The organism is Mucilaginibacter sp. (assembly GCF_041660805.1).
Lineage (GTDB): Bacteria > Bacteroidota > Bacteroidia > Sphingobacteriales > Sphingobacteriaceae > Mucilaginibacter.
Window position 1 is genome coordinate 22,150 of the sequence record NZ_JBAZVP010000033.1, and the last position, 23,388, is coordinate 45,537.

Annotated in this window: 26 protein-coding genes; 20 read left to right on the plus strand and 6 right to left on the minus strand. The window is 40.0% G+C overall.

Features of this window, described 5'->3' with window-relative positions:
* Positions 1-120 precede the first annotated feature (120 nt).
* The 13 genes from WC743_RS24430 (at position 121) to WC743_RS24490 (ending at position 13,708) form a co-directional block, all read left to right on the plus strand.
* Entirely contained in the window at positions 121-651 is a 531-nt protein-coding gene (locus tag WC743_RS24430) for a hypothetical protein (protein ID WP_373016172.1), read from the plus strand.
* A 77-nt stretch (positions 652-728) separates the two neighbouring features.
* Complete coding sequence (mqnE, locus tag WC743_RS24435) at positions 729-1,922, plus strand: aminofutalosine synthase MqnE (protein ID WP_373016173.1); 1,194 nt, start codon at positions 729-731, stop codon at positions 1,920-1,922.
* Between the two features lie 91 nt (positions 1,923-2,013).
* Positions 2,014-2,646 carry a histidine phosphatase family protein gene (locus tag WC743_RS24440; protein ID WP_373016174.1) on the plus strand — a complete coding sequence of 211 codons (633 nt, stop codon included), beginning with the start codon at positions 2,014-2,016 and terminating at the stop codon, positions 2,644-2,646.
* Complete coding sequence (locus WC743_RS24445; RefSeq protein ID WP_373016175.1) at positions 2,646-3,389, plus strand: menaquinone biosynthetic enzyme MqnA/MqnD family protein; 744 nt, start codon at positions 2,646-2,648, stop codon at positions 3,387-3,389. The genes WC743_RS24440 and WC743_RS24445 overlap by 1 nt, the downstream gene beginning before the upstream one ends.
* 316 nt (positions 3,390-3,705) lie before the next feature.
* Entirely contained in the window at positions 3,706-4,515 is an 810-nt protein-coding gene (locus tag WC743_RS24450; protein ID WP_373016176.1) for an SDR family oxidoreductase, read from the plus strand.
* Between the two features lie 228 nt (positions 4,516-4,743).
* Positions 4,744-5,208 carry a hypothetical protein gene (locus tag WC743_RS24455; protein ID WP_373016177.1) on the plus strand — a complete coding sequence of 155 codons (465 nt, stop codon included), beginning with the start codon at positions 4,744-4,746 and terminating at the stop codon, positions 5,206-5,208.
* A 237-nt stretch (positions 5,209-5,445) separates the two neighbouring features.
* Positions 5,446-5,643 carry a cold-shock protein gene (locus WC743_RS24460; RefSeq protein ID WP_348081289.1) on the plus strand — a complete coding sequence of 66 codons (198 nt, stop codon included), beginning with the start codon at positions 5,446-5,448 and terminating at the stop codon, positions 5,641-5,643.
* A 110-nt stretch (positions 5,644-5,753) separates the two neighbouring features.
* A complete protein-coding gene (locus WC743_RS24465; protein ID WP_373016178.1) occupies positions 5,754-6,998 on the plus strand; it encodes an MFS transporter in 1,245 nt (414 codons plus the stop codon).
* A 139-nt stretch (positions 6,999-7,137) separates the two neighbouring features.
* Complete coding sequence (hemF, locus tag WC743_RS24470; protein ID WP_373016179.1) at positions 7,138-8,052, plus strand: oxygen-dependent coproporphyrinogen oxidase; 915 nt, start codon at positions 7,138-7,140, stop codon at positions 8,050-8,052.
* 4 nt (positions 8,053-8,056) lie between these two features.
* Positions 8,057-8,452: a hypothetical protein gene (locus WC743_RS24475; protein WP_373016180.1), complete on the plus strand. Its 396-nt coding sequence runs from the start codon at positions 8,057-8,059 to the stop codon at positions 8,450-8,452.
* A gap of 175 nt (positions 8,453-8,627) precedes the next feature.
* The gene (gene gyrA, locus WC743_RS24480) at positions 8,628-11,279 is read left to right on the plus strand and encodes a DNA gyrase subunit A (protein WP_373016181.1); all 2,652 of its coding nucleotides are present in this window, start codon (positions 8,628-8,630) and stop codon (positions 11,277-11,279) included.
* Between the two features lie 3 nt (positions 11,280-11,282).
* Entirely contained in the window at positions 11,283-12,395 is a 1,113-nt protein-coding gene (locus WC743_RS24485; protein WP_373016182.1) for a tetratricopeptide repeat protein, read from the plus strand.
* A gap of 65 nt (positions 12,396-12,460) precedes the next feature.
* The gene (locus WC743_RS24490; protein WP_373016183.1) at positions 12,461-13,708 is read left to right on the plus strand and encodes a tetratricopeptide repeat protein; all 1,248 of its coding nucleotides are present in this window, start codon (positions 12,461-12,463) and stop codon (positions 13,706-13,708) included.
* A gap of 123 nt (positions 13,709-13,831) precedes the next feature.
* On the opposite strand, the gene WC743_RS24495 is transcribed toward WC743_RS24490, so the two are convergent.
* The 3 genes from WC743_RS24495 to WC743_RS24505 all read right to left on the minus strand — a co-directional run bounded on the left by WC743_RS24495 (position 13,832) and on the right by WC743_RS24505 (position 15,948).
* Positions 13,832-14,194 carry a hypothetical protein gene (locus WC743_RS24495; protein ID WP_373016184.1) on the minus strand — a complete coding sequence of 121 codons (363 nt, stop codon included), beginning with the start codon at positions 14,192-14,194 and terminating at the stop codon, positions 13,832-13,834.
* Between the two features lie 27 nt (positions 14,195-14,221).
* Positions 14,222-15,211 (minus strand): zinc-binding alcohol dehydrogenase family protein, encoded by a 990-nt coding sequence (locus WC743_RS24500; RefSeq protein ID WP_373016185.1) that lies wholly within the window; start codon positions 15,209-15,211, stop codon positions 14,222-14,224.
* An 89-nt stretch (positions 15,212-15,300) separates the two neighbouring features.
* Positions 15,301-15,948, minus strand: a complete 648-nt coding sequence (locus WC743_RS24505; RefSeq protein WP_373016186.1) for a Crp/Fnr family transcriptional regulator — start codon at positions 15,946-15,948, stop codon at positions 15,301-15,303.
* A 128-nt stretch (positions 15,949-16,076) separates the two neighbouring features.
* On the opposite strand from WC743_RS24505, the gene WC743_RS24510 reads away from it, so the two are divergent.
* The 3 genes from WC743_RS24510 (at position 16,077) to WC743_RS24520 (ending at position 18,140) form a co-directional block, all read left to right on the plus strand.
* Complete coding sequence (locus tag WC743_RS24510) at positions 16,077-16,829, plus strand: SDR family oxidoreductase (RefSeq protein ID WP_373016187.1); 753 nt, start codon at positions 16,077-16,079, stop codon at positions 16,827-16,829.
* A gap of 12 nt (positions 16,830-16,841) precedes the next feature.
* Positions 16,842-17,225 (plus strand): hypothetical protein, encoded by a 384-nt coding sequence (locus tag WC743_RS24515; protein WP_373016188.1) that lies wholly within the window; start codon positions 16,842-16,844, stop codon positions 17,223-17,225.
* A 120-nt stretch (positions 17,226-17,345) separates the two neighbouring features.
* A complete protein-coding gene (locus WC743_RS24520) occupies positions 17,346-18,140 on the plus strand; it encodes an SDR family NAD(P)-dependent oxidoreductase (protein ID WP_373016189.1) in 795 nt (264 codons plus the stop codon).
* A gap of 64 nt (positions 18,141-18,204) precedes the next feature.
* On the opposite strand, the gene WC743_RS24525 is transcribed toward WC743_RS24520, so the two are convergent.
* Positions 18,205-18,423 (minus strand): hypothetical protein, encoded by a 219-nt coding sequence (locus WC743_RS24525; protein ID WP_373016190.1) that lies wholly within the window; start codon positions 18,421-18,423, stop codon positions 18,205-18,207.
* A gap of 190 nt (positions 18,424-18,613) precedes the next feature.
* On the opposite strand from WC743_RS24525, the gene WC743_RS24530 reads away from it, so the two are divergent.
* The 4 genes from WC743_RS24530 to WC743_RS24545 all read left to right on the plus strand — a co-directional run bounded on the left by WC743_RS24530 (position 18,614) and on the right by WC743_RS24545 (position 21,628).
* The gene (locus WC743_RS24530; protein ID WP_373016191.1) at positions 18,614-19,096 is read left to right on the plus strand and encodes a DUF4442 domain-containing protein; all 483 of its coding nucleotides are present in this window, start codon (positions 18,614-18,616) and stop codon (positions 19,094-19,096) included.
* Between the two features lie 4 nt (positions 19,097-19,100).
* The gene (locus WC743_RS24535) at positions 19,101-19,556 is read left to right on the plus strand and encodes a GNAT family N-acetyltransferase (RefSeq protein ID WP_373016192.1); all 456 of its coding nucleotides are present in this window, start codon (positions 19,101-19,103) and stop codon (positions 19,554-19,556) included.
* A gap of 13 nt (positions 19,557-19,569) precedes the next feature.
* Entirely contained in the window at positions 19,570-20,193 is a 624-nt protein-coding gene (locus WC743_RS24540) for a helix-turn-helix domain-containing protein (RefSeq protein WP_373016193.1), read from the plus strand.
* Between the two features lie 61 nt (positions 20,194-20,254).
* A complete protein-coding gene (locus WC743_RS24545) occupies positions 20,255-21,628 on the plus strand; it encodes an MATE family efflux transporter (protein ID WP_373016194.1) in 1,374 nt (457 codons plus the stop codon).
* Here the strand turns inward: WC743_RS24545 and WC743_RS24550 are convergent.
* Together WC743_RS24550 and WC743_RS24555 are read right to left on the minus strand one after the other, a co-directional pair.
* The gene (locus WC743_RS24550) at positions 21,625-22,527 is read right to left on the minus strand and encodes a histone deacetylase (protein ID WP_373016195.1); all 903 of its coding nucleotides are present in this window, start codon (positions 22,525-22,527) and stop codon (positions 21,625-21,627) included. The two genes, WC743_RS24545 and WC743_RS24550, sit on opposite strands and share 4 nt — an antisense overlap.
* A 6-nt stretch (positions 22,528-22,533) precedes the next feature.
* On the minus strand, positions 22,534-23,388 hold the full coding sequence (locus tag WC743_RS24555; RefSeq protein ID WP_373016196.1) for a bestrophin family protein: 855 nt from the start codon (positions 23,386-23,388) through the stop codon (positions 22,534-22,536).

Sequence of the window (23,388 nt, forward strand, 5' to 3'; positions counted from 1 at the left end):
TGTTATCGGGGCCAAAATAAAAAGAAATATTTGGCATTTATTGTAGCAGTTTGTAAAACTTTGGCGTAATGTTTTAAAACCCTTATCAACTTATAGTTATAAAACAAAACCACCTGGACCATGAAAAACGTTTACTTACTTTTTATTGCAATTTGCATTTGCCTTTCTGCCTGTAAAAAAGATGAATTTGGTAATAAAGTTGATGCAAGCTACCAGAAATGGACGGCGTTCAAAAGCAGCAACAACAACTCATATACTTATACAGTATATTCCAGCTCTATTTTTGGCGGTTTTGCAGAAACAAAGTTTACTGTTAAAAACGGTAAGATAACAACGCGTGAATATCTTTCAGGCTATTATAAAACGCCTTCAGACTCCCTTACGGTGAGAGCCTCCTGGACAGAAAACGAAAGTACCCTAAATACCCATGGCACTGCCGGGCATGAACTGCTTACGATAGATGAGATCTACAATAAAGCAAAAACCGTTTGGTTAAAGGTTGACCCTAAAGAAAACGCCATTTATTTTGAGGCTAATAATGACGGCTTAATATCTACGGCTGGTTATGTACCCAATGGCTGCCAGGACGATTGCTTTAACGGTGTTGATATAAAAGACATAAAACCGCTTGTAAACGCACCGTCATTTTAGATGTTTGAACATGGGTATTTAAAACTTGCTGTATAAAACTCCTGTATTTTACTACCTTTGTTCAAATATTTTTCTAAATGGAAGTATCAGATAATTTCCAGGTATTATTGAATAACCCCCAACTGCTACCTGAACTTAAAGACATTGCTGAGAAGGTACTCCATAACCAGCGCATCACTTTTGATGAAGGCGTTTTGCTTTATGAGAAAGCTGAATTAGGCTACCTGGGAGTACTTGCAAACTACATACGCGAGAAAAAACACGGCGACAAAACTTATTTTAACCGTAATTTTCATATCGAGCCAACTAACCTTTGTGTTTACGATTGTAAATTTTGTTCCTACTCAAGGCTGTTAAAACAACGCAGCGAAGGGTGGGAGTACACAATGGACGAGATGCTGGACATTGTAAAAAAATATGACGGCCAGCCGGTTACCGAAGTGCATATTGTAGGAGGGGTTTTACCACAATACGATGTCGCTTTTTATAGCGAACTGTTTAGCCGGATAAAAGCGCACAGGCCCGATCTGCATGTGAAAGCGCTAACGCCTGTAGAATACCATTACATATTTAAAAAAGCCAAAATTGATTATGCCACCGGCATGCGGCTGATGAAAGATGCAGGCCTGGAATCAATACCCGGTGGTGGTGCAGAAATTTTTCATCCGGAGGTGCGTGACCTTATTGCCAAAGATAAGTGTACCGGCGACCAATGGCTGGCCATACACGAGGAATGGCACAAACTGGGTATGCGCTCAAATGCTACCATGCTTTATGGGCATATTGAAAAGTTTTGGCACAGGGTTGACCATATGGAACGCCTGCGCCAATTGCAGGACCGCACCGGCGGGTTCCAAACTTTTATCCCGCTAAAATTCCGTAATCAGGATAATCAGATGAGCAACGTGCCCGAATCAACCGTTGTAGAAGATTTGCGCAACTACGCCATAGCACGTATTTACCTTGATAATTTTGATCACATAAAGGCTTACTGGGCCATGATCAGCCGTACTACTGCACAGCTATCGTTAAACTTTGGGGTTGATGATATTGATGGTACACTGGATGATACCACCAAGATCTATTCAATGGCCGGAGCCGAAGAGCAAAACCCCGGCATGAGCACCAAACAATTGGTAGACCTGATAAAACACGCAGGCCGTTATCCTATAGAGCGCGATACCCTGTATAACGTGATAACAGACTACAATGATTACCAGTTTGCCGAAGAAGAAAAACCGCGCTATTATAAATTGCCGGTAATTAATTAAGCTTAAAACAGAAAGCTGCAGCAATTGTAAAAATAATAACCTGCAGATAAAGCTTTAAGCCATTCGCTTTAAGCTTTAAGTTCAAAATAACATGATACAAAAGACCCTATATATAGTTCGACATGGCCAAACAGACCTGAATAAGCAGGGGATTGTGCAGGGCCGCGGCAGGGACACCGATTTAAATGACGAGGGCCGCAAGCAGGCCAACCACTTTTATGACGCCTATAAGAATGTACCTTTTGATAAGATCTACATATCAGAATTAAAGCGTACCCAACAGAGCATACAACAATTTATTGACCTGGGTTTACCTTATGAAAAACTATCCGGACTGGATGAACTGGCATGGGGGATACATGAAGGGCAACCTGCAACACCCGAAACTAAATCTGCCTTTTTAGATCTGATGCGCGACTGGCTTAACGGCAATCTCGATTCAAAATTTGAAGGTGGCGAAAGCCCTAACGAAGTTAAGGAGCGCCAGTTAGAAGCATTGGGTGTTATAATGAGCCATCCCGAAGAAAAAAATGTGCTGATCTGTATGCACGGGCGCGCCATGCGTTTGTTATTATGCATCCTTACTGACAGGCCCCTTACCGAAATGGATAACTTTCCGCACCAAAACCTGGTGCTTTACAAAGTCACTTTTGATGGCGATAAGTTTGAGATAGTAGACTTTAATAATGCCCAACACTTAAAATTTCCTGAGATAACCGAATAGTGAAAAAGATCAGAATATCTGCCGTTAGTTATACTAATACCAAACCCTTTTTATACGGCCTGCAACATTCAGCTATTTTAAATGAGATAGACCTGAGCCTGGATATGCCGTCAGACTGCGCCCAAAAACTAATAGATGACAAAGTAGACATTGGCCTGATACCGGTAGCCGCTACCTTAAGCCTGCCTTATTGGGAAATAGTATCGGCCTATTGTATTGGTGCTGTTGGGGCCGTAAACTCTGTATTTATATTTAGCAATTGCGCTATTAAAGATGCAAAGCGCATACAGCTTGATCCGCAATCGCGTTCATCAAATAACCTGGCTAAGGTGTTGCTCAAAAACTTCTGGAAAATACAGCCGGAGTTAATAGTTGAAGCCGCGGATTATTCGCAATCAGCAGATGATGAAACCGCTTTCGTTCAAATAGGTGACCGTACCTTTGGTAAAAAAGCGCAATATCCATTTGTTTATGATTTAGCCGAAGAATGGCAAATGTTTACCGGCCTGCCTTTTGTATTTGCCGCCTGGATAGCCAATAAGCCCATCCCTGCCGGTTTTATAGAGGAATTTGATAAGGCACTAAAACTTGGTTTAGATCATCGTAAAGAGCTGCTGAAAGAACTGCCTCAGCGCCCGGATTTTGACCTGGAAGATTACCTGATGCACCGCCTTGATTTTAACCTTACGGAAGACAAAAAGAAAGCCTTGCATTTGTTTTTGGATTATATAAAGGCGCTGTAAGTATTTGTTCGCGCAAAACGCTAAGCCGCAAAGCTATATCGATACCTACCTTACGATAGCATTATTAAGATATTATTCCTTCTTTGCGTTTTTGCAAGTTTTAAAATCCGTTTGGCCTCTGAAGGATAAATGACATATGCCGGGTCATCCTGAGCTTGTCGAAGGACGTGCGCAAAGGCCCACCTCGTGATGCTTCGACAAGCTCAGCATGACCCAATAACCAAATATGTCATGGGTAGACACTATCTCTGCTAAATTTTAATAATTTAAAACCTTATTATTAATTATCTATTTTGCCATATATAAATTCTAATATATGGCTTCAACAAAACAATTAGAAGGCCAGGTGGCCTTAGTTACCGGTGCCGATAGTGGCATAGGTAAGGGCGTTGCACTGGCATTGGCGCAGGCGGGTGCAAAAGTGCTTATTAATTATGCGCATAATCAGGCTGCTGCCGATGAAGTTGTAAAAATCATAAAAGAGGCAGGTGGCGAGGCATTTGCCCACCAGACCGATGTAAGCCAGGAAGAGCAGGTTGAGACCATGTTTGCCAAAATCATTCAAACTTATGGTACTATTGATATCCTTATAAATAACGCCGGTCTGCAAAAAGATGCAAAATTTGTTGATATGACGCTTGACCAGTGGAACACCGTTATTGGTGTTAACCTAACAGGGCAGTTCCTTTGCTCGCGTGAGGCGGCAAAAGAGTTCATAAAAAGGGGAGTGGTAGAAGGTGTAAGCCGTGCTGCCGGTAAAATCATTTGTATGAGCAGTGTGCATGAGGTAATACCCTGGGCGGGCCACGTAAATTATGCGGCCAGCAAAGGTGGTATAAGCATGTTTATGAAAAGCATAGCACAGGAACTTGCCCCGCATAAAATACGGGTGGTGGGCATTGGCCCGGGTGCTATACAAACGCCAATTAATAAAGAAGCATGGGAAACGCCGCAGGCATTAAATAAGTTACTTGAGCTTATTCCATATAACCGTATAGGCCAGCCGGATGATATTGGCAAACTGGCCACATGGCTGGCATCAGACGAGGCCGATTATATAACAGGTGTAACAATATTTATGGATGGCGGCATGACATTGTACCCTGGTTTTGCCGATAACGGGTAGAAAATTAACATTAGATTGATATACTTTTAACCTTATTGTAAAAAGTACACTAAGCCACCTTGTTTTTAATTAACATATTGTAAAAAATACACTAAGTATCCGCTCATTTTTTAATAAAATTATTTTTAAGTGGCTTATATTATCAAATATTCATAAAAGTTCAAAAATATTTTAATTATTCATAACACAAGCGTACATTTGTTATGTAAATTAAAATTAAAAACAACCATGAAAAGGATATTTGTAACAATCGCAATCGCTGCTCTGTTTACCGCCAATGTATTTGCTGCTAACAGGGTGATAAAAACCGAAGATGGTACTGAAGGTGTATCATTCACTGTAATTAATAAATTCAACACTGAATTTGTAAGAGCAGAAAATGTAACCTGGAAAGTTAACGCTAATTTTCAGAAAGCTACTTTCACACTTGATAATGTAAAAATGTCTGCATTTTATAACTTGCAAGGCGAATACATGGGTGTAACTCAGAATGTACAGTTCAAAGCATTACCTGCAAAAGCAAAAGCTGAGATCGGTCGTAAATACGAAGGATATCTTGCTAAAGAAGTAATCAAATTAGATGCTGATGACAACACAACTGTATACTTTGTTGATCTTAAAAAAGATAATGATGAGTTTTTAGTAAGGGTAACACCTACTGCCAACGTTTACTTCTTTCAACAAGTAAAATAATCAGTTAATACCCCTCGCTTAATATATTAAGTCACCCGTTTATACTGGTGACTTTTTTGTTTAAAAAGTATTTTTTTGCTTTATTGATTCTAAATAAATAATTTTATTTGATTATTAATAATTTTATATATTTGAACAGATAGTTGTACATTCCATATTGATTATTAAACCTTTTTATACTCAGTTGAATTACCTACTGATCTTAACAAAATTTTTTAATACGATTATAATAATATTATGAAAACTGGAAAAGTAAAATGGTTTAACACACAAAAAGGTTATGGATTTATTGTTACCGATGATGGTAAAGATCTTTTTGTTCATTTCAAAGATGTACAAGGTGGCGTAAATGCTATTAAAGATAATGACAACGTTGAATATGATGTTGAAGAAGGCAGAAAAGGATTACAGGCGGTAAACGTTAAAAAAGTTTAATTACTGTGCTTAAACACATAAATGACCTCTGTTTTACAGGGGTTTTTTTATGAGAAAAAATTAGGTGAGATTACCTGCTTTATTTACTTTAGCCCGCAAATTTACTTATCATGACGGATAACAATTCGGCAAAAATCTCCAGGAATGTAGTTTTCCTGGTCCTTGTGGCTTCACTGGGCTATTTTGTAGATATATATGACCTTTTAGTATTCTCCATTGTACGCAAAGCAAGTTTGCATGATATTGGCGTAGCCGATGCTGATATGCTTTCTAAAGGGCAATTCATTATTAACGTTCAAATGTTTGGCTTGCTGCTGGGCGGTATTGTTTGGGGTATTATTGGTGATAAACTGGGCCGTATCAAAGTATTATTTGGGTCAATATTATTATATTCAGTAGCCAATTTTGCTAATGCTTACGTAACCGATGTTAACACCTATGCTATAATACGTTTTATTGCAGGTATAGGCCTTGCCGGCGAACTGGGTGCCGGTATCACACTGGTTGCCGAAAGCCTGAGTAAAGAAAAACGGGGTTACGGCACTATGATAGTTGCCGTAATTGGTTTATTTGGTGCAGCTGCCGCTTATGAAGCCGCCAAATATGGCTGGCAAACTGCTTACAAAGTAGGTGGGGTGCTGGGTATTGTATTGCTGTTATTGCGTGTAGGTACGTTTGAATCTGGCATGTTTAAAAATGTAAAGGATAGCAATGTATCAAAAGGTAACTTCTTTATGCTGTTCACCAATGCCAAAAGATTAAAAAAATACCTGTATTGCATTTTAATAGGTGCACCACTTTGGTATGTGGTAGGGGTGCTGGTTACCCTGTCTCCTGAGTTTGGCAAGGCCCTGGGCGCACAAACCCCGCTTAGCGCCGGCGAAGGCGTGCTTTATACCTATATAGGAATATCCATCGGTGATATTGTGGCCGGGTTACTGGCTCAAATCACCAAATCGAGAAAGCTGACTATGGCTGTATTCCTTACCATATCAGTAGTAACTTCATTTATCTACTTAGGCTCAACAGGCATTACACATGATCGTTTTGTGTGGATCTGTTTCTTTATGGGCTGTTCTGTTGGTTATTGGGCAACATTTGTAACCATAGCTGCTGAGCAATTTGGCACCAACATACGTGCAACGGTAACTACAACGGTACCAAACTTTGTACGCGGATCATTAATACCAATAAACATTGCATTTAACGCGTTTGTTATGCATTACGGCATGATCAGGAGTGGTTACATCATGATGATCATCCTTACTATAATTTCTTTATTCTCATTAAGTCAGTTAAAAGAAACTTTTGGTAAAGATTTGGATTATATAGAAGAAGAAGCGGGGATAAGTTAATTTTGAATTAGCTAATTAGCCATTGTAAGAATTGATTGCTTTAATTTTTTGAAAATCTCAATTCAATAAATTGTTTAGTTTTGCTGTTTATTAATCACCAATTCACTAATTCACTAAATCACTAATTCAACAATTAGTAATGATTAGCAAGGAACAAATAGCTGCAGATTACAAAGAGATACAGGATGAAATATGCGCCGCGCTGGAAATAACCGATGGCAAAGGCGTTTTTGAAGAGGAGCTATGGGAACGTGAAGGCGGTGGTGGTGGCCGTACCCGCATTATACAAAACGGAAATATATTTGAAAAAGGCGGGGTAAACTTTTCTGCCGTTCATGGCAACTTACCACATACCATGAAAAAAGCCCTGAATGTTGAGCAGGACGATTTTTTCGCCACCGGCATCTCAATCGTGATCCACCCTAATCATCCGCTGGTACCTATCATCCACATGAATATCAGGTACTTTGAAATGCCTTCGTCGTTTGATAATGGTAACTCCCCGGTACGCTGGTTTGGCGGTGGGATAGACCTTACACCTCATTATGTGGTTGAAGACGATGCGAAGTTCTTTCACAGCAGTTTAAAATCAGTTTGTGACAGTTATTATCATGATTTTTATCACCGGTTTAAAATTTGGGCCGATGATTACTTTTTTATCAAACACAGGGAAGAAACCCGCGGGATAGGGGGCATATTTTATGATCGTTTAACCGCCAATGATGAAATGTCATGGAGTGATATATTTGAATTCTCAAAAGCCATTGGCCGTTCATTCATACCTATCTATACCGAATTGGTTAAGCGCAGCCGCGATAAAGAATATACAGACGAACAGCAGCAGTGGCAATACCAGCGCCGCAGCCGTTATACCGAGTTTAACCTGGTATATGATGCAGGCACCAAATTTGGTTTAGAAACCAATGGCCGCATCGAATCTATATTAATGAGTTTGCCGCCCACAGCTAAATGGGTGTATAATTACCACCCAAAACCCGGCAGCGAAGAAGAAAAAACCTTATCCTTATTAAAAAAAGGCATTAACTGGGTTTAACTACATGAAGAAGATACTAACTGCGTTTTTAATAATAACTGCACTATGCTCTTTCAACGCCAAACCATCACTTAAAGGTGTTTGGGAATATGCAGGCGACATCTACAATGGCAAAAAGCAATCTGCCTCAAATGATTATAAATTGCACAGGCAATATGATGATGCGCATTACGATGCCTTTTTCATTGAAGCCGGAGAAAAACCTGCTCTTTATGAAAAAGGCGACTATGCTTTAAAGCAGGATACCTGCCTTGAAACCCAAACCTACAGCAGGCAGCCATCAAAGGTTATTGGCATCACCATAAAATACATTTACCAAATTAAAAATGACACGCTTACTTTAAGCGGTACGCTCCCAAACGGTGCTGCAGTACAGGAGTATTGGAAAAGGGTAAAATAAGCGCATATAGCTTATAATACGTATTCATGGCATTTTTACGTTACAAATCGTTTAAAACAAGCATAAATGTTAGCAAAAATAGCAGCATAAAACCATATAAATTCATAACTTCGCAAACCGTTTAAAAAACAATTTTTACACGCGATAACAGATAAGATTTTCCACAAAGAAAAAAATGGCTGAAGAAACAGGAAACGATAATAATCACCAGGAAGACAGAATAATTTCGATAAATATTGATGAAGAGATGCGGGCAGCTTACATTGATTATTCAATGTCAGTTATCGTATCAAGGGCACTGCCCGATGTACGCGACGGTTTAAAACCCGTTCACAGGCGTGTATTATACGGCATGCTTGATTTGGGCTTATATAATAACAAATCATACAAAAAATCGGCACGTATAGTAGGTGAGGTACTGGGTAAGTATCACCCGCACGGCGATAAATCAGTTTATGACGCCATGGTACGTATGGCACAAGACTGGAGCCTGCGCTACCCGTTTGTTGAAGGACAAGGTAACTACGGATCAATTGACGGTGACGAACCTGCGGCAATGCGTTATACTGAGGCAAAGCTGCAAAAGATTGCCGAAGAGATGCTGGCCGATATCAACAAGGACACCATTGATTTCCAGCTTAACTTTGACGACTCTTTAGAAGAGCCAACCGTATTACCTGCCAAATTCCCTAACTTGCTGGTAAACGGTGCATCAGGTATAGCAGTAGGTATGGCCACTAATATGGCACCGCATAACCTTACCGAGATCATAAATGCCACGTTAGCTTTAATTGATAACCGCCAGATAGAGGTTTCAGAGCTAATGAACTACGTAAAAGGTCCCGATTTCCCTACAGGCGGTATCATTTACGGGTACGAAGGCCCGCGCGAAGCATTGGAAACAGGCCGTGGCCGTATTGTAATACGTTCAAGGGCCGAGATTGAATCATATAACAATGACCGTGAACGCATTATTGTAACCGAAGTACCTTACCAGGTAAACAAGGCGCTTATGATAGAGCGTACTGCCGAACTGGTAAATGATAAAAAACTGGAAGGTATCTCTGCCATCCGTGATGAATCTAACCGCGAAGGTATCCGTGTTGTTTATGAAATAAAACGCGAAGCTAATGCAGCTATCGTATTAAACAACCTATATAAATATACAGCGCTGCAAACATCATTTAGTGTAAATAATATTGCACTGGTGCATGGCAGGCCAATGCTGCTTAACCTGAGGGACCTGATCCATCATTTTGTTGAGCACAGGCATGAGGTAGTTATCCGCCGTACTAAGTTTGAACTGGCCGAAGCTGAAAAACGCGCCCATATTTTAGAAGGTTTATTAATTGCACTTGATCACCTTGATGAAGTTATCAAATTAATACGCGCATCAGGCACTCCGGACGAAGCCCGCGAAGGCTTAATGACCCAGTTTGGTTTAAGCGATATCCAGGCACGTGCTATTTTGGATATGACCTTAAGGCGCTTAACCGGCCTTGAGCGTGATAAGATCCGCGATGAGTACGATGCTTTAATGAAACAAATTGAATACTTAAAATCTATCCTGAATGATGAAGGTTTGCGTATGCAGATCATCAAAGACGAATTGATAGAAATAAGGGAAAAATACGGTGATGAGCGCAAAACAGAAATGGTGCATTCATCTGCAGAAATGCAAACCGAAGACTTTATTGAGGATGAAGATGTAGTTATAACTATCTCTCGTGAGGGTTATATTAAACGTACATCACTTACAGAATATCGCAGGCAGGGCAGGGGTGGTAAAGGATCTTTAGGCAGTAACAGCCGCGATGCCGATTTTATTGAGCATTTGCTGATCGCATCAAACCACAACTACATGTTGTTCTTCACAGAGTCCGGCCAATGTTTCTGGTTAAGGGTGTTTGAAATTCCTGAAGGTACACGTACCTCTAAAGGCCGTGCTATCCAAAACATCATCAATATCCCTAAAGAAGAAAACATTAAAGCTTACATCAAGCTTAAATCGCTTAAGGATAAAGAATACCTGGAGAACAACTTTATTATTATGTGTACCCGTAAAGGTGTTATCAAAAAAACATCTTTAGAGGCATATTCCCGCCCGCGTGCTAATGGTATCAATGCTATTAACATTAACGATGGGGACTCATTATTAGAAGCTACCTTAACCACAGGCAGCAGCGAAATAGTGATGGCACTGCAATCTGGCCGTGCAATACGCTTTAACGAATCAACTGTAAGACCAATGGGCCGTACAGCAACAGGAGTGAGGGGTATTAGCCTTGATAGCGATAACGACGAGGTAGTAGGTATGATCAGTATTGATGATAAAGAAACTACCGTACTTGTTGTATCAGAAAAAGGTTATGGTAAACGTACCGATATTGACGACTACAGGGTTACCAACCGTGGCGGGAAAGGTGTAAAAACACTTAACGTTACTGATAAAACAGGAAAACTTGTTGCCATAAAAGGTGTTACTGATAAAGAGGATCTGATGATCATCAATAAATCGGGTATCATCATCCGTATAGCGATAAGCGAGCTGCGTACCATGGGCCGTGCAACACAAGGTGTAAGACTTATTACACTTAAAGGTAATGACGAAATTGCATCTGTCGCTAAAATTGAGCATGATGAAGAAGAGGAATTAGATGAAGCGATTGTTGCAGAAGCTACTGAAGATAAAGCTATTGCAGAAGCTACAGATGCTGACATCGAAGCCGGTACTGATACGGTATTACCTATCCATCCGGATACTGAAATTGATACTGATGGAGCAAGGGAGAAACCTGCTGATGAGGACGATATAACAGAAGAATAACGAATGAAGCATAGCCGTAAAATAGGGTTATTAGTTTTAGTGTTGTTTACTACATCTTTTGCTTTTGCACAAACAGAAGCACTTAAGGTTGTGGTAAACAACCTTGCTTTTTACAAGCAAAAGAACGATCTAAAATTTTTAGCTAATGCAAAAAAATCTGCTGATAGCCTGATCGTCACCCGGTCTGATTCATCAGATATTGAGAAAAATGTATACAGGCTTATTGTTAATTCAAGCATACTGTATACCGACTCATTAAACAAGCTTAACCAGCCCGAGGGTTTCCTTGACCAAACGGCGGCTTTGTTTGATAAGATGTCGGCCAAACAAAAGGCATACAAGTACCAGGCAGAATTAGATTATTCAAAGCGTTGCCTTACCAATACTTATATCCGCAAGGGCTTCCTTTTTACCAGGAATGGCGATTTTGCTAAAGCTGCAGCTTCATTTCAGCAAGCAAAAAAATACGCGCCAGATTATAAACCAATTAATTCTTACATCGCTTTTGCCAGCAATAAACAGGGTAACCTGCAGGATGCTGCAAAATACTATAACAATTTAATTAAAACCGATAGTACAAAAATTGAGTACCTGGAGGCTGCTACAGCTGTATATAAATCAATGGGCGATACTGCAAAAGCATTACAGGTTATAAAAAAAGGCAGGAAACTGCTGCCTGCGGATAAGCAACTATTGCAGGATGAAGCAAATATTTATAATAACAAAAAGGACTATAAATCGTTAGAACCTTTACTGGGAGAGCTGATTGATAATAATAGTAACAATGCTGAGGTTACATTTGTAGCGGCAAATTGTTATGATCATTTAAATCAATACGATAAGGCTGAGTCTTTATACCTGCGTACAATTGAACTTAACGGGTCGGCTTATGAGCCGGTATTTAATTTAGGGTTATTGTATTTTAAGAAAAGCACTTTTAAAAGTAATAACAACGATAAAAACATTACAAGCGCCATTTTATGGTTGGAGAAAGCAAATGAAATGGCACCCGGCGATAAAAAATGCCTTGAGTTATTACAATTAGCCTATACCAAAACCGGTAACCAAAACCAGCTTAACAGAGTTAATAATAAATTAGAACAGTTAACCAATTAAACGATAAAATCAGCGTCAGTATATTATTGCTGATGACAACATCACCACACTAAAAACAAATACTAATGAAAATTAAATTTTTGATGACGGGTCTATTAGGCTTTATTTCTGCAGCTACTTTTGCGCAAAAAGGAGAGTTGAGCAATGCCCAAAGCAATTTTGACAAGTATGAAGCATTTAAACAGGCACAACCAGCATTGGCCATGCCAAGTTTAAATTCTGCAAAAACATCAATTGATAAAGCTGCTGCCAACGAAAAAACTGCTGCCTTGCCTCAAACTTATGCTTTAAAAAGTGCTATTTATGCATCATTTGCAGTTAGTGATACAGTGCAAACAACATCATTACCTTTATTTAATACAGCTAATGAAGCGTTAAAGAAAGCAAAAGAAACTGATACTAAAGGCGAATTTAAAAAGCTAACGGATAATGCTTATGTAACTTTGGCAAATTATCAATTAAACAAGGGCGTTAAAGAATACCAAACCGGTAAATTTGAGGACGCGTATAAATCTTTTGATTATTACCGCCAGTCTGCACCGGAGGATACTACAGGTATTTACTATACCGGCCTTGCAGCTTTAAATGCAAAAAATTATGCAGTTGCCGCTGCTAACTACACCAAACTGGTAACCACCAAATATTCAGGTGTTGAGCGTATTTATGGCGATCTGTCGTCTATTTACCTGCTGAATAAAGACACAGCAAGCGCTTTAAAAACAGTTACCGAAGGTTTGGCCAAATTCCCTGCAAACTCAGATCTGAGAAGAAATGAAATTGCAATGAGCTTACAGTTGGGCAAATCAAAAGAATTGCTTGACAGAACATTAGCTGCTATTGCTGCTAACCCAAAAAACAAAGAGCTTTATTATTCTGCTGGCTTGGTTTATATGATAAACGGTGATGCAGAAGGAGAAAAAGCTTCAAAAGAAAAGAGTGTAGCTGCAAAAAGTGCTTTATTAACAAAAAAGACCGAAGATTTTGTTAAAGCCGGTGAAATGTACAAAAAAGCCATAGAGTTAGATCCAAACTACTTTGAGGCAAACATGAGCATGGGTTATGTAGTTATCAGTCCTGCAATTGATATATATAATGCTGCCGGTAAATTGCCTGCTTCAAAACAAAAAGAATATGATGCAGCAATGGTAAAAGCAAAAGCTCAGTTTGAGATTGCTAAACCATATTTGCTTAAAGCGGTAGAACTAAATCCAAAATCGGCAGATGCATTAAACAATTTGCTTACTTATTACAAAGGAAAGCAAGATGCAGTTAACATTGCTAAAATCAACAAGCAATTAGCAGAACTTAAATAAACAACTTATTATTAAGCCCTCATTGCAAAATGGGGGCTTTACTTTGAAATATCTACTTAACATAATGTTAATTATGAGAATAAATAATCTATGAGAATTGTGAGGCAAAATCCGGCGTAAGCTTTACCATTGTTGAATGATCAACCCAAGTTGTTTGTCCATTAAGGCGAATTCTTTAGCGCCCCATGGCCGAAGTGTAATTTTATTTAAATTGGGATGAAGAAACTCAGGATAAGTAGATTCTATCTTTTTATAAACCGCAGCGATATCGTCGGTTACTAACCTAAACTCAGGATTGTGTTCTTCTGCTAACTTTCTATCTTCAAAGAGATTAATACGAAGACCATCTTTTTCAATCACACAAAATGGTTTGTTTCCTCCTAATTCATCATGCTCTATGGTAAATTCAAGACAATTAACAAACAATTTCAGGGCATCTTTAATGTCTGTGTAAAACACGTTTGGAACTAATTTGGTAAATCTCATAATAGCAATATTATGTTTTTGTGATAATCAAAAATCAGTATTCTCAGAATTTAATAAAATAACTATTTTTCCGCCACTATTATTACTATCCATAAGCGAATGTGCTGCTGCAATTTCATCGAGTTTAAACGAACGGCCAATGCTAATATTTATTAACTCAGCTTCAACGTCCCTGATAAACTGCTGAAAAAGCACCTTATCCACCCGGATTTGACCGCTATCATACACGGTTAGACTAACAGTAGCAGGTATGTATTCCATCGGAGCAAAATCTTGGATTGACCATTGTTCTGCAAGCATGCCGGTCATACAAACAATACCACCTGGTGCTGCACACGCACATGAATCTTTCAGAGTGGCCGTGCCAACCAGTTCCAGTACTTTATTTACACCATCAGGAACGTGAGTCTTAACTTTTTGCATAATGTAGCCGTCTTCGATAATAACCCGATCTGCGCCATTTTTTAGTAACATTTCCGTTTTCTCCGGGTTTCGCGTTGTGGCAATTACGCTAAGCCCGCTGTTTTTGGCCAGTTGAATTGCCAACATGCCAATAGATGACGTGCCTCCCCTGATCAGTATTGTCTCGCCAGCCTGGATTTTTAAGGCCAAATGAAGTGAACCATACACAGTTTGAAACATCTCGGGCATGGCACCTAATTGTTTCCAGGATAATTCACTTTCAAAGGGAATGAGTAAAGGTTTGGGCAAGAGCGTATATTCTGCATAGCTGCCATCAAAATCCCTGCCCATACCTCCCATAAAAGCGGCTACCTTTTGCCCTGTCGTAAATTCACCTGATGGATCGCTTTCCACTTCACCCACGCACTCAATTCCCAATATGCGCGGAAACAGAACACCAGGCGATAAGCCTTTGCGGGTCATTAACTCTGAGCGGTTCAGGCCAAACGCTCTAACTTTAATCAAAACCCAACCCTCCTTTGATGTTGGAATGGCCCTGTCTTCAATTAAAATATTTTCCGGGCCGCCTGCATTTTTTATAACCGCTGCTTTCATAATCGTATAAATTTTGAAGCAAAGGTCGCCTCTTTGGAACAAACGAACACATAAGATATCTTAAGAAATACCCTCAAGATAATTTATGATTACCCCTTGGTAACAATGCTTTTGCGGATGGCGCTTAGAAATTCTGGTGTAATTCCTAAATAGGAAGCAATTTGAGCAAGTGGCAATCGATTGGCAAGGTTGGGGTACTGTTTGAGAAAATATTCGTAGCGTTCTTCTGCTGACGAGCTTATGTTCTGAAGCACCCTATTTTGCGATTCGATATATTTTTGCTCGATAATCACCCGGAAATTATGGTCGAACTTATGATAATCAGTATAAAGATGTAAAACATCATCATGCTTAATTTGTAAAAAGGTCGTAGGTTCCACGGCTTCTATTGATAGCTGACTTGCCTTTTCAGAGTAGAAACTGCTTAAATCCATCGCCCAATCATTCTCCGCAATGAATTGAATGTTATGTTCTTTCCCATTTTTATCAATGGCATACATTCTCAGGCAACCGGAAATTACGAATGTAAAATATTTACAAACCTCACCCTGCTGCAAGATAAACTGCCTCCGTTTTATGCTACGTTGCGTAAAACACACATCCAATTCATCCCGTTCTTTAGCGTTGAGTGGGAAATATTCATTAAAGTGAAGATTTAATGTTTCTATTGACACAATTAATAAAGCCTTTATATTGAGAAAACCTGAATAACTGTTAATCGTTTTTTCGTCCCTCATCTGCAATTTATCAAAGATATACCGGACTTTAAAATTCCTCCATGAAAACAATATTCAGGTTGATCAAGTTATTAATTTCTGCCCTAATCAACTTAATCCAACTCAATCACATAATAAGACATAAACAAATGAAGACAGCAAATAACACTATCCTCATCACCGGCGGCAGTGCCGGCATCGGATTCGAAATGGCAAAGCTCTTTTCAGAAAACGACAACAAGGTTATCATCACCGGTCGTAACCAGGAAAGAATGGCGCAAGCCATCTCCAAACTAAAAAACACCAGTGCCATAGTAAGCGACGTAAACAACGCCGAAGATGTAAAAAATTTAGTAGCGCAGCTAAACAAAGATTTCCCCGGGCTTAACGTAGTGATCAACAACGCGGGCAGCGCCAACTATTACGACATGACGGTCCCCGGCATTAATGCCTTCGATAAAGCCAGCGAAGAAATCCTAACCAATTACTTGTCTATTATCCGCCTGAACGAATTACTGTTGCCCCTGCTTAAACAACAGTCCGAAGCAGCCATTGTTAATGTATCATCCATAGTGGCATTTGCTGCAAGGGCCGATACCCTGCCTACTTATGGCGCCAGCAAAGCCGCACTACACTCGTACACCAATAGTTTGCGCATCATGATGGAAAACACCCCGGTAAAAGTATTCGAGCTGATGCCACCACTGGTAGATACCGAGTTCTCGGCTTTAATTGGTGGTGCCGCCAACGGTATCCCTCCAAAACAAGTGGCCGAAGACCTGCTTACCGCCATGCAGAACGACGAATTTGAGATACACGTAGGCCGCACAGCAGAAATATTTAACAACTTTTTCCCGTTATCGCCCCAGGCGGTGCTGGCAATGAACGGGAAAATCAAATAACTTGAGCAGCCCATGGAAGAAGAACAAATACTTGAAGCCCTTGATGCGCACTGGCATGCGTCGGCAGCCGGCGATGCAAACGCTGAACATGATATTTACGATGACGCTGTCATCTGTGATTATCCCCAGTCAGGTGAGCGGATCCTCGGACGTAGTAATTTGCAGGCCTTACGGAGTCACCATCCAGGCAAGCCCTCAGGCTTCAATATCAGGCGAATTCTCGGAAAAAGTGATCTCTGGATTACGGAATACACAATCACCTACCAGGGGCAACCAGCATACACAGTGAGTATTATGGAGTTCCGCAACGGTAAGGTTGTGCACGAAACACAGTATTTTGCAGATCCCTTCGATGCGCCGGCCTGGCGAAGTCAATGGGTTCAACAGATCACGTGACACGAGGCAAGATTTTTAAAAATATCATTAATTGTCAATGATATTCCATCTTTATGCATTGTCTGTTTTTATATGAGATGATTTTTATAACTTGTTTTACGCAACAATTTAATAATCACAATGGATTTAAAACTTAAAGATAAAACAGCATTGATCACCGGTTCAACAGCCGGTATTGGCTATGCCATTGCAAAAGCATTGGCATTTGAAGGCGCAACAGTTTATATAAACGGCCGTGGACAAAAAAGAGTTGATGAGGCTGTCGAAAAAATAATTGCAGATACGGGCAATCAAAATATTAAAGGCATTGCTGCAGATTTTGCCGACAGAAAACAAATTGATGATCTGTTAAGCAAATTACCCGGGGTTGATATCTTAATTAACAACGTAGGGATTTTTGACCCAAAAGAATTTAAAAATATCACCGACGACGAATGGTTTAAATTTTTTGAAGTGAACGTGTTAAGCGGTGTACGCTTATCAAGGGTTTACTTTGAGAAAATGCTGGCCAAAAAATGGGGCCGCATTATATTTATATCAAGCGAATCTGCCATGCAGATACCTTCAGAAATGATACATTACGGGATGACAAAAACAGCCCAGATCGCAGTTGCACGTGGGTTAGCGGAACTCACCGCCGGTACTGATGTTACAGTTAACACTGTTTTACCCGGGCCCACAGCATCTGAAGGCGCCGGTGAATTCATTAAAGCAGTTGCCCGGGATCAGGGAATAACCGATGAAGAAATGGAAAAGGAATTTTTCACAAGCATCCGCCCCACCTCATTACTTAAACGTTTTATTACTCCGGATGAGGTAGCCAGCATGGTAACTTATATAGCCAGCCCGCTTTCATCAGCTACAAATGGTGCAACTTTAAGGGTCGATGGCGGTGTAATTAAAACCGCTTTCTAAATTTTGGATACAAAAAAGCGGCTGTATCATTGATACAGCCGCTTTTTATGAAGATAAAAATAACTTATTGAGGTACTTTTTTACTGGTATCTCTTGTGGTTGTATCTTTTTTCGCTGTATCGGTAGGTGTTGTTGGTGTGGTTGCTGGTGCTGTTACTGCAGTAGTATCAGTTTTTGTACTGTCTGAACCACTGCCACCTGCTGCTTTTTCTGAACCACAACCCATTGATATTGAACCGATAATTGTCGCGACTAAGGCGAAGCCTAAAATGTGCTTTTTCATAGATATTAGTTTAATGTTGATATTCAATATATTAATTACACTTATAACGACATATGGTACAACTTGTTTTGTCGAGATGAAAAGTATTGCAAAGTTTGTTGCAAAAGATGTTTCAATATCACAATAATGACACATCAACAAAATTCATATCACCATAAAAAAATAATCAATATTTTTCTGATATTTAACGATGATGGCAGTGTCTGAGAATACCTTGAAATGGCTAATGCGCCTCTACCCTCCCCTTTTTTTCCAGCGGATCTGGGTTAAGGAATTCAGTAAGGGTTTTAAGGGTGTAAAAGTAAAGATCAACAAAAGCCTGCTTAACAAAAATTATAACGGCTCCATATTCGGAGGTACGATCTTTGCCGCTGCCGACCCCTTCTTCCCCATCCTGTTTAACCAAACACTAAACTTAAATGGTAAAAAACATTTAAAAATATGGTCTAAATCATCTAAAATTGATTTTGTTAAACCAGGTTTAACCGACCTTTTTTTTGAAATAAAACTAACTGATACCGATATTGAACGGGTATTAGAAACGTTAACTATTGCAGGGAAGTATGAAGGATGCTTTCCTGTTGATATTTATAATAAGAATGACGAGATATGTGTATCATTACTAATTGAAGTATATGTGCGCGACCTTGATTTTGTTAAAGCCCTGATATAAACCGATGCCTGTATTTATGAACGATGCTACCTTCCTGAAAAAAGGATTCCTGATCTCAACGGATAATGCCATGCTGAATTTTGATATAGTATATAATTATTTGGCGAATGACTCTTACTGGGCAAAAGAGATGCCACGTGAAAAACTGAAGACAGCAATAGAAAACTCTTTATGTTTTGGGATATATAAAAATGGCGAGCAGGCCGGTTTTGCCCGGATTGTGACAGATAAAGCAACTTTTGCCTATATATGTGATGTGTTTATATTGCATGCCTACAGAGGAATTGGCCTATCAAAATGGTTGGTTCAAACTATTTTGGCATTTTCGGAGTTACAGGGTCTACGCCGGTGGTCATTAGCGACGCTGGATGCGCAAGGTTTATACAGCCAGTTTGGGTTTACACAAATAACTAACCCCGAAAGATGGATGCAAATTTATACGCCTTATCTAAAAGATTAAAGGAGATTGATTAATGAACTTAAGAAGACAGATTTTAGAAGGCGAAGGTGTATCACTTGATTTTAAAAAAACCATAACCAGTTGTGAGAAGATCGCGAAAACAATGGTTTCGTTCGCTAACAACGTTGGCGGCAGGCTGCTTATTGGTGTGTTGGATGACGGTACTATAAAAGGTGTAAAATCTGAAGACGAAGAACGCTACATGATCACTAAAGCGGCCCACTTTTTTACCCGCCCGGCCCTTGAACCCACTTTTGAAGAGGTTTATTATGATGACAAACTGGTATTGGTGGTAGATATCCCCGAAAGCCCGGATAAACCTCATTACGCTTTAGCCGAAGATGGCAAATGGTGGGTTTACATAAGGGTGAAAGATAAAAGCGTACTGGCAAGTAAAATAGTGGTTGACGTGCTTAAGCAATCTGCCAGTAACAACGGCGTATTAATTGAATATTCATCAAAGGAAAAAGCTTTATTGGAGCATTTAGATAAATCTGAACGGATCAACGTAAAGCAATTTTGCGAATTATTAAACATAGGCCGCAGGCGAGCACAACGTATTTTGGTAAGCCTGGTGCTTACCGGTGTTATCCGGATACATACCACCGAAAAAGAAGAATTTTACACAGCGTCCTGATTTAACAGGCATTTCATCCCAGTTTAATAAGGTATTCATTACTTTTGCAGCCCTTGCAATAATGAAAGCCACTTACCTAAAATATAAGCCTTACTATCATGACAGTTTAAAGCTGGCCATACCAGTTGTAATATCACAACTGGGCCATACGCTTGTGCAAATATCTGATACGGTTATTATAGGTCATTTTGCAGGTACCACGGCTTTGGCCGCAGTATCACTGGTAAGCAGTATATTTTTAGTGCCCATGGTTATAGGTATGGGTATAAGCTATGGTATTACACCGCTTATTGCACAGCACAATGGCCGCAAAAATTATTCGGAATGTGGTAAATTACTGTCAAATAGCTTATTCCTGAACGTAATCTCCGGGATTGTCCTGTTTAGTTTGGTTTATTTCGGGGTGATATTTTTCATTGATAAACTTCACCAGTCGCCCCTGGTGGTTGAAGAGGCCAAGCCATTTCTTTTTTTATTAAGCTTGTCCCTCATCCCCCTGCTTATATTTAACACGTTTAAACAATTTGCCGAAGGATTGGGCTTTACTAAGCAAGCCATGCAAATAACTATTTGGGGTAACGTTTTAAATATCATCATCGGGATCATTTTTGTAAAGGGCATGTTTGGTATACAGCCAATGGGGATCCGTGGTGTAGGTTACAGTACCCTAATTGATCGTGTGCTGATGGCTGCTGTTATGGCTGCCTTTGTTTTCCGCTCTCCTCATTTTAAAAAATATTTGAAGGATTTTGCATTTAGGAATATTGACCGCATCCGCGGATTACAGATCTTAAAGATAGGCGCCCCGGTTGCCATGCAATATACTTTCGAGGTGAGCGCTTTCGGCGGTGCTGCAATTATTATTGGTACTATTGGCATGGTAGAACAAGCGGCCCATCAGGTGGCTATTAGTTTAGCTGCCATGACTTATATGATGGCCAGCGGCGTATCTGCAGCAGCAGCCGTCAAGTCGGGTAACTATTTTGGCTCGGGCAGCCACAGGCAGCTGCGGCTTTCGGCTATATCTAATTACCATATTGTGATTGTATTTATGTGCGTCACCGCTGTGATATTTACCTTATGCAATCATTTATTACCGTGGATATATACATCAGATAAGAACGTGATAAACATTGCAGAACAGTTACTTATAGTTGCGGCTTTTTTCCAGTTGTTTGATGGTACGCAGGTTGTAGGCTTAGGCGTGTTACGTGGCATGGGCGACGTGAATGTGCCTACACTGATAACCTTTATATCCTATTGGATCATTGGTTTGCCTATTGGGTATCTATTGGGTATCCACCTTGATCTTGGAGTTATGGGTGTTTGGTACGGCCTGGTCTGCGGCTTAATGTCGGCTTCTGTAATGTTGTTCCTGCGCTTTCAGGTAATTAGCAAAAGGCATCAAAATGCAATGCCGCAACAGATGGTTTAAAAGTAAAGATCATTCGCAATGCGATAAGTATTGCAATGTGCATCAACAATATCTCTAATATCCGGCGAATAACCGCCACCCATGCTAACCTGTACGGGTATTTGCCTCAGCCTGCATTGTTCCAGAACAAACCGATCGCGTTCCTTGCAGCCCTCTTTAGTTAGGGCAAGCTTCCCTAGTTTATCTGATGCCAGTATATCCGCCCCGGCTAAATAAAATATAAAATCGGGCTGATGCTTATCTATCAAATCAGGGAGGGTGTCTTTAAGCAGCTTTAAATAAGCTCCATCTTCAATTCCGTCTGGTAAAGGTACATCCAGATCTGACCGCTCCTTTCTAAAAGGAAAATTCTTATCGCCATGCATGGAGAAAGTGAACACCCGGCCCTCATTCTCAAAGATCTGCGCGGTGCCGTTTCCCTGGTGTACATCTAAATCAATTATTAAGATAGATTTGGATAATTCTTTATATAACAAATAATTAGCAGCTATTGCCTGATCATTCAGCAAGCAAAAACCTTCGCCCCAATTGGTGCCGGCATGGTGGGTTCCACCGGCTACGTTAAACGCTATTCCATATTCAAAAGCATAGTGGCAGCCATCAATCGTACCTTTGGCTATTCTTGTTTCCCGCTCAATTAGCTGTGCCGATAAGGGGAAGCCAATGCGGCGTTGTTCTTTGAGAGGCAATGTAAGGTCTCGTAACTGCTGCCAGTAAGCTGCATCATGAGTGAGCAGGATAATTTCTTCATCTACCGGATCTGGTGAAAAGATGTTTTCTGCAGATATTACCCCTTCATGTAATAATTGTGCCGGGATCAGTTCATACTTCAGCATAGGGAAACGATGCCCGGCAGGCAACGGGTGCGCATATATAGGGTCGTAAGCGATCTTTAGCATGTTTTTTCAGGCAAATATCTCATCAACGTGCTTTTCAATATTTGCACATATATTATCAAGCGGCAGGTCATTGGCGTCAGAACCAAAGGGGTCTTCAATTTCTTCGGCTATTAACTCTATACTGGCAAACACAAACAGTATAAACCCTATTATAGGCATTATAAAATACTTCAGTTCAAACGCCCACGTAAATGGCAGGGTAACGATATAAGTAAATATAAACTTCTTAATAAAAACACTGTAAGAGAATGGTATGGGCGTATTTTTGATCCGTTCGCAAGCGCCGCAAATGTCTGTAAACGAAGTAATTTCGGCAGTTATGCTAATCAGTTGCTCCGGGTTTATCTGTCCCGCTTTATTTAACCGGTAAACTTCTTTGATTATGGCTGATGCTACCTGGTTAGGTACGTGTTTACCCGGGTCTATGGTGATGAAGTTTTGTTCTTCTATTTTATAAATGCCGCGCAGGAAATTCTTTAAAGCCCTTGCGTAAAGCGGTATGGCGTAGTTGAAAAAAGCGATTGATTCGTCATCAACCAAATGTTTTAATTTAATAGCCAGATTGCGGCTACTATTGGTAAGGCTGCCCCACATTTTGCGCCCTTCCCACCAGCGGTCATACGCGGAATTTATACGGAAGGCAAGCAATAACGAGAATACAAAGCCAATGGTTTGATGAACAAATATGACCTTTTTAAGGATGCTGGTTTCGGGCACATGCCAAACATCAAGCAGTATAAAAGTAACGATACCAGCATAAACAGCCACCGATAATATCAATGGAAAAAGCTTGCGTAAGGTATCAGCCTTATTTATTTTGAAAATAAACGAGAACCACAACTTAGGATTGTAATAGATCAT

Coding starts and splice junctions, on each gene's coding strand:
- WC743_RS24450 (WP_373016176.1), top strand. CDS start 3,706: ATGGCTTCAACAAAACAATTAGAAGGCCAGGTGGCCTTAGTTACCGGT.
- WC743_RS24460 (WP_348081289.1), top strand. CDS start 5,446: ATGAAAACTGGAAAAGTAAAATGGTTTAACACACAAAAAGGTTATGGA.
- WC743_RS24540 (WP_373016193.1), top strand. CDS start 19,570: ATGAACTTAAGAAGACAGATTTTAGAAGGCGAAGGTGTATCACTTGAT.
- WC743_RS24500 (WP_373016185.1), bottom strand. CDS start 15,211: ATGAAAGCAGCGGTTATAAAAAATGCAGGCGGCCCGGAAAATATTTTA.
- WC743_RS24510 (WP_373016187.1), top strand. CDS start 16,077: ATGAAGACAGCAAATAACACTATCCTCATCACCGGCGGCAGTGCCGGC.
- hemF (WP_373016179.1), top strand. CDS start 7,138: ATGATTAGCAAGGAACAAATAGCTGCAGATTACAAAGAGATACAGGAT.
- WC743_RS24555 (WP_373016196.1), bottom strand. CDS start 23,388: ATGATCTATTACAATCCTAAGTTGTGGTTCTCGTTTATTTTCAAAATA.
- WC743_RS24495 (WP_373016184.1), bottom strand. CDS start 14,194: ATGAGATTTACCAAATTAGTTCCAAACGTGTTTTACACAGACATTAAA.
- WC743_RS24430 (WP_373016172.1), top strand. CDS start 121: ATGAAAAACGTTTACTTACTTTTTATTGCAATTTGCATTTGCCTTTCT.
- WC743_RS24505 (WP_373016186.1), bottom strand. CDS start 15,948: ATGAGGGACGAAAAAACGATTAACAGTTATTCAGGTTTTCTCAATATA.
- WC743_RS24550 (WP_373016195.1), bottom strand. CDS start 22,527: ATGCTAAAGATCGCTTACGACCCTATATATGCGCACCCGTTGCCTGCC.
- WC743_RS24485 (WP_373016182.1), top strand. CDS start 11,283: ATGAAGCATAGCCGTAAAATAGGGTTATTAGTTTTAGTGTTGTTTACT.
- WC743_RS24525 (WP_373016190.1), bottom strand. CDS start 18,423: ATGAAAAAGCACATTTTAGGCTTCGCCTTAGTCGCGACAATTATCGGT.
- WC743_RS24545 (WP_373016194.1), top strand. CDS start 20,255: ATGAAAGCCACTTACCTAAAATATAAGCCTTACTATCATGACAGTTTA.
- WC743_RS24440 (WP_373016174.1), top strand. CDS start 2,014: ATGATACAAAAGACCCTATATATAGTTCGACATGGCCAAACAGACCTG.
- WC743_RS24490 (WP_373016183.1), top strand. CDS start 12,461: ATGAAAATTAAATTTTTGATGACGGGTCTATTAGGCTTTATTTCTGCA.
- gyrA (WP_373016181.1), top strand. CDS start 8,628: ATGGCTGAAGAAACAGGAAACGATAATAATCACCAGGAAGACAGAATA.
- WC743_RS24465 (WP_373016178.1), top strand. CDS start 5,754: ATGACGGATAACAATTCGGCAAAAATCTCCAGGAATGTAGTTTTCCTG.
- WC743_RS24530 (WP_373016191.1), top strand. CDS start 18,614: ATGATGGCAGTGTCTGAGAATACCTTGAAATGGCTAATGCGCCTCTAC.
- WC743_RS24455 (WP_373016177.1), top strand. CDS start 4,744: ATGAAAAGGATATTTGTAACAATCGCAATCGCTGCTCTGTTTACCGCC.
- WC743_RS24520 (WP_373016189.1), top strand. CDS start 17,346: ATGGATTTAAAACTTAAAGATAAAACAGCATTGATCACCGGTTCAACA.
- WC743_RS24535 (WP_373016192.1), top strand. CDS start 19,101: ATGCCTGTATTTATGAACGATGCTACCTTCCTGAAAAAAGGATTCCTG.
- mqnE (WP_373016173.1), top strand. CDS start 729: ATGGAAGTATCAGATAATTTCCAGGTATTATTGAATAACCCCCAACTG.
- WC743_RS24475 (WP_373016180.1), top strand. CDS start 8,057: ATGAAGAAGATACTAACTGCGTTTTTAATAATAACTGCACTATGCTCT.
- WC743_RS24515 (WP_373016188.1), top strand. CDS start 16,842: ATGGAAGAAGAACAAATACTTGAAGCCCTTGATGCGCACTGGCATGCG.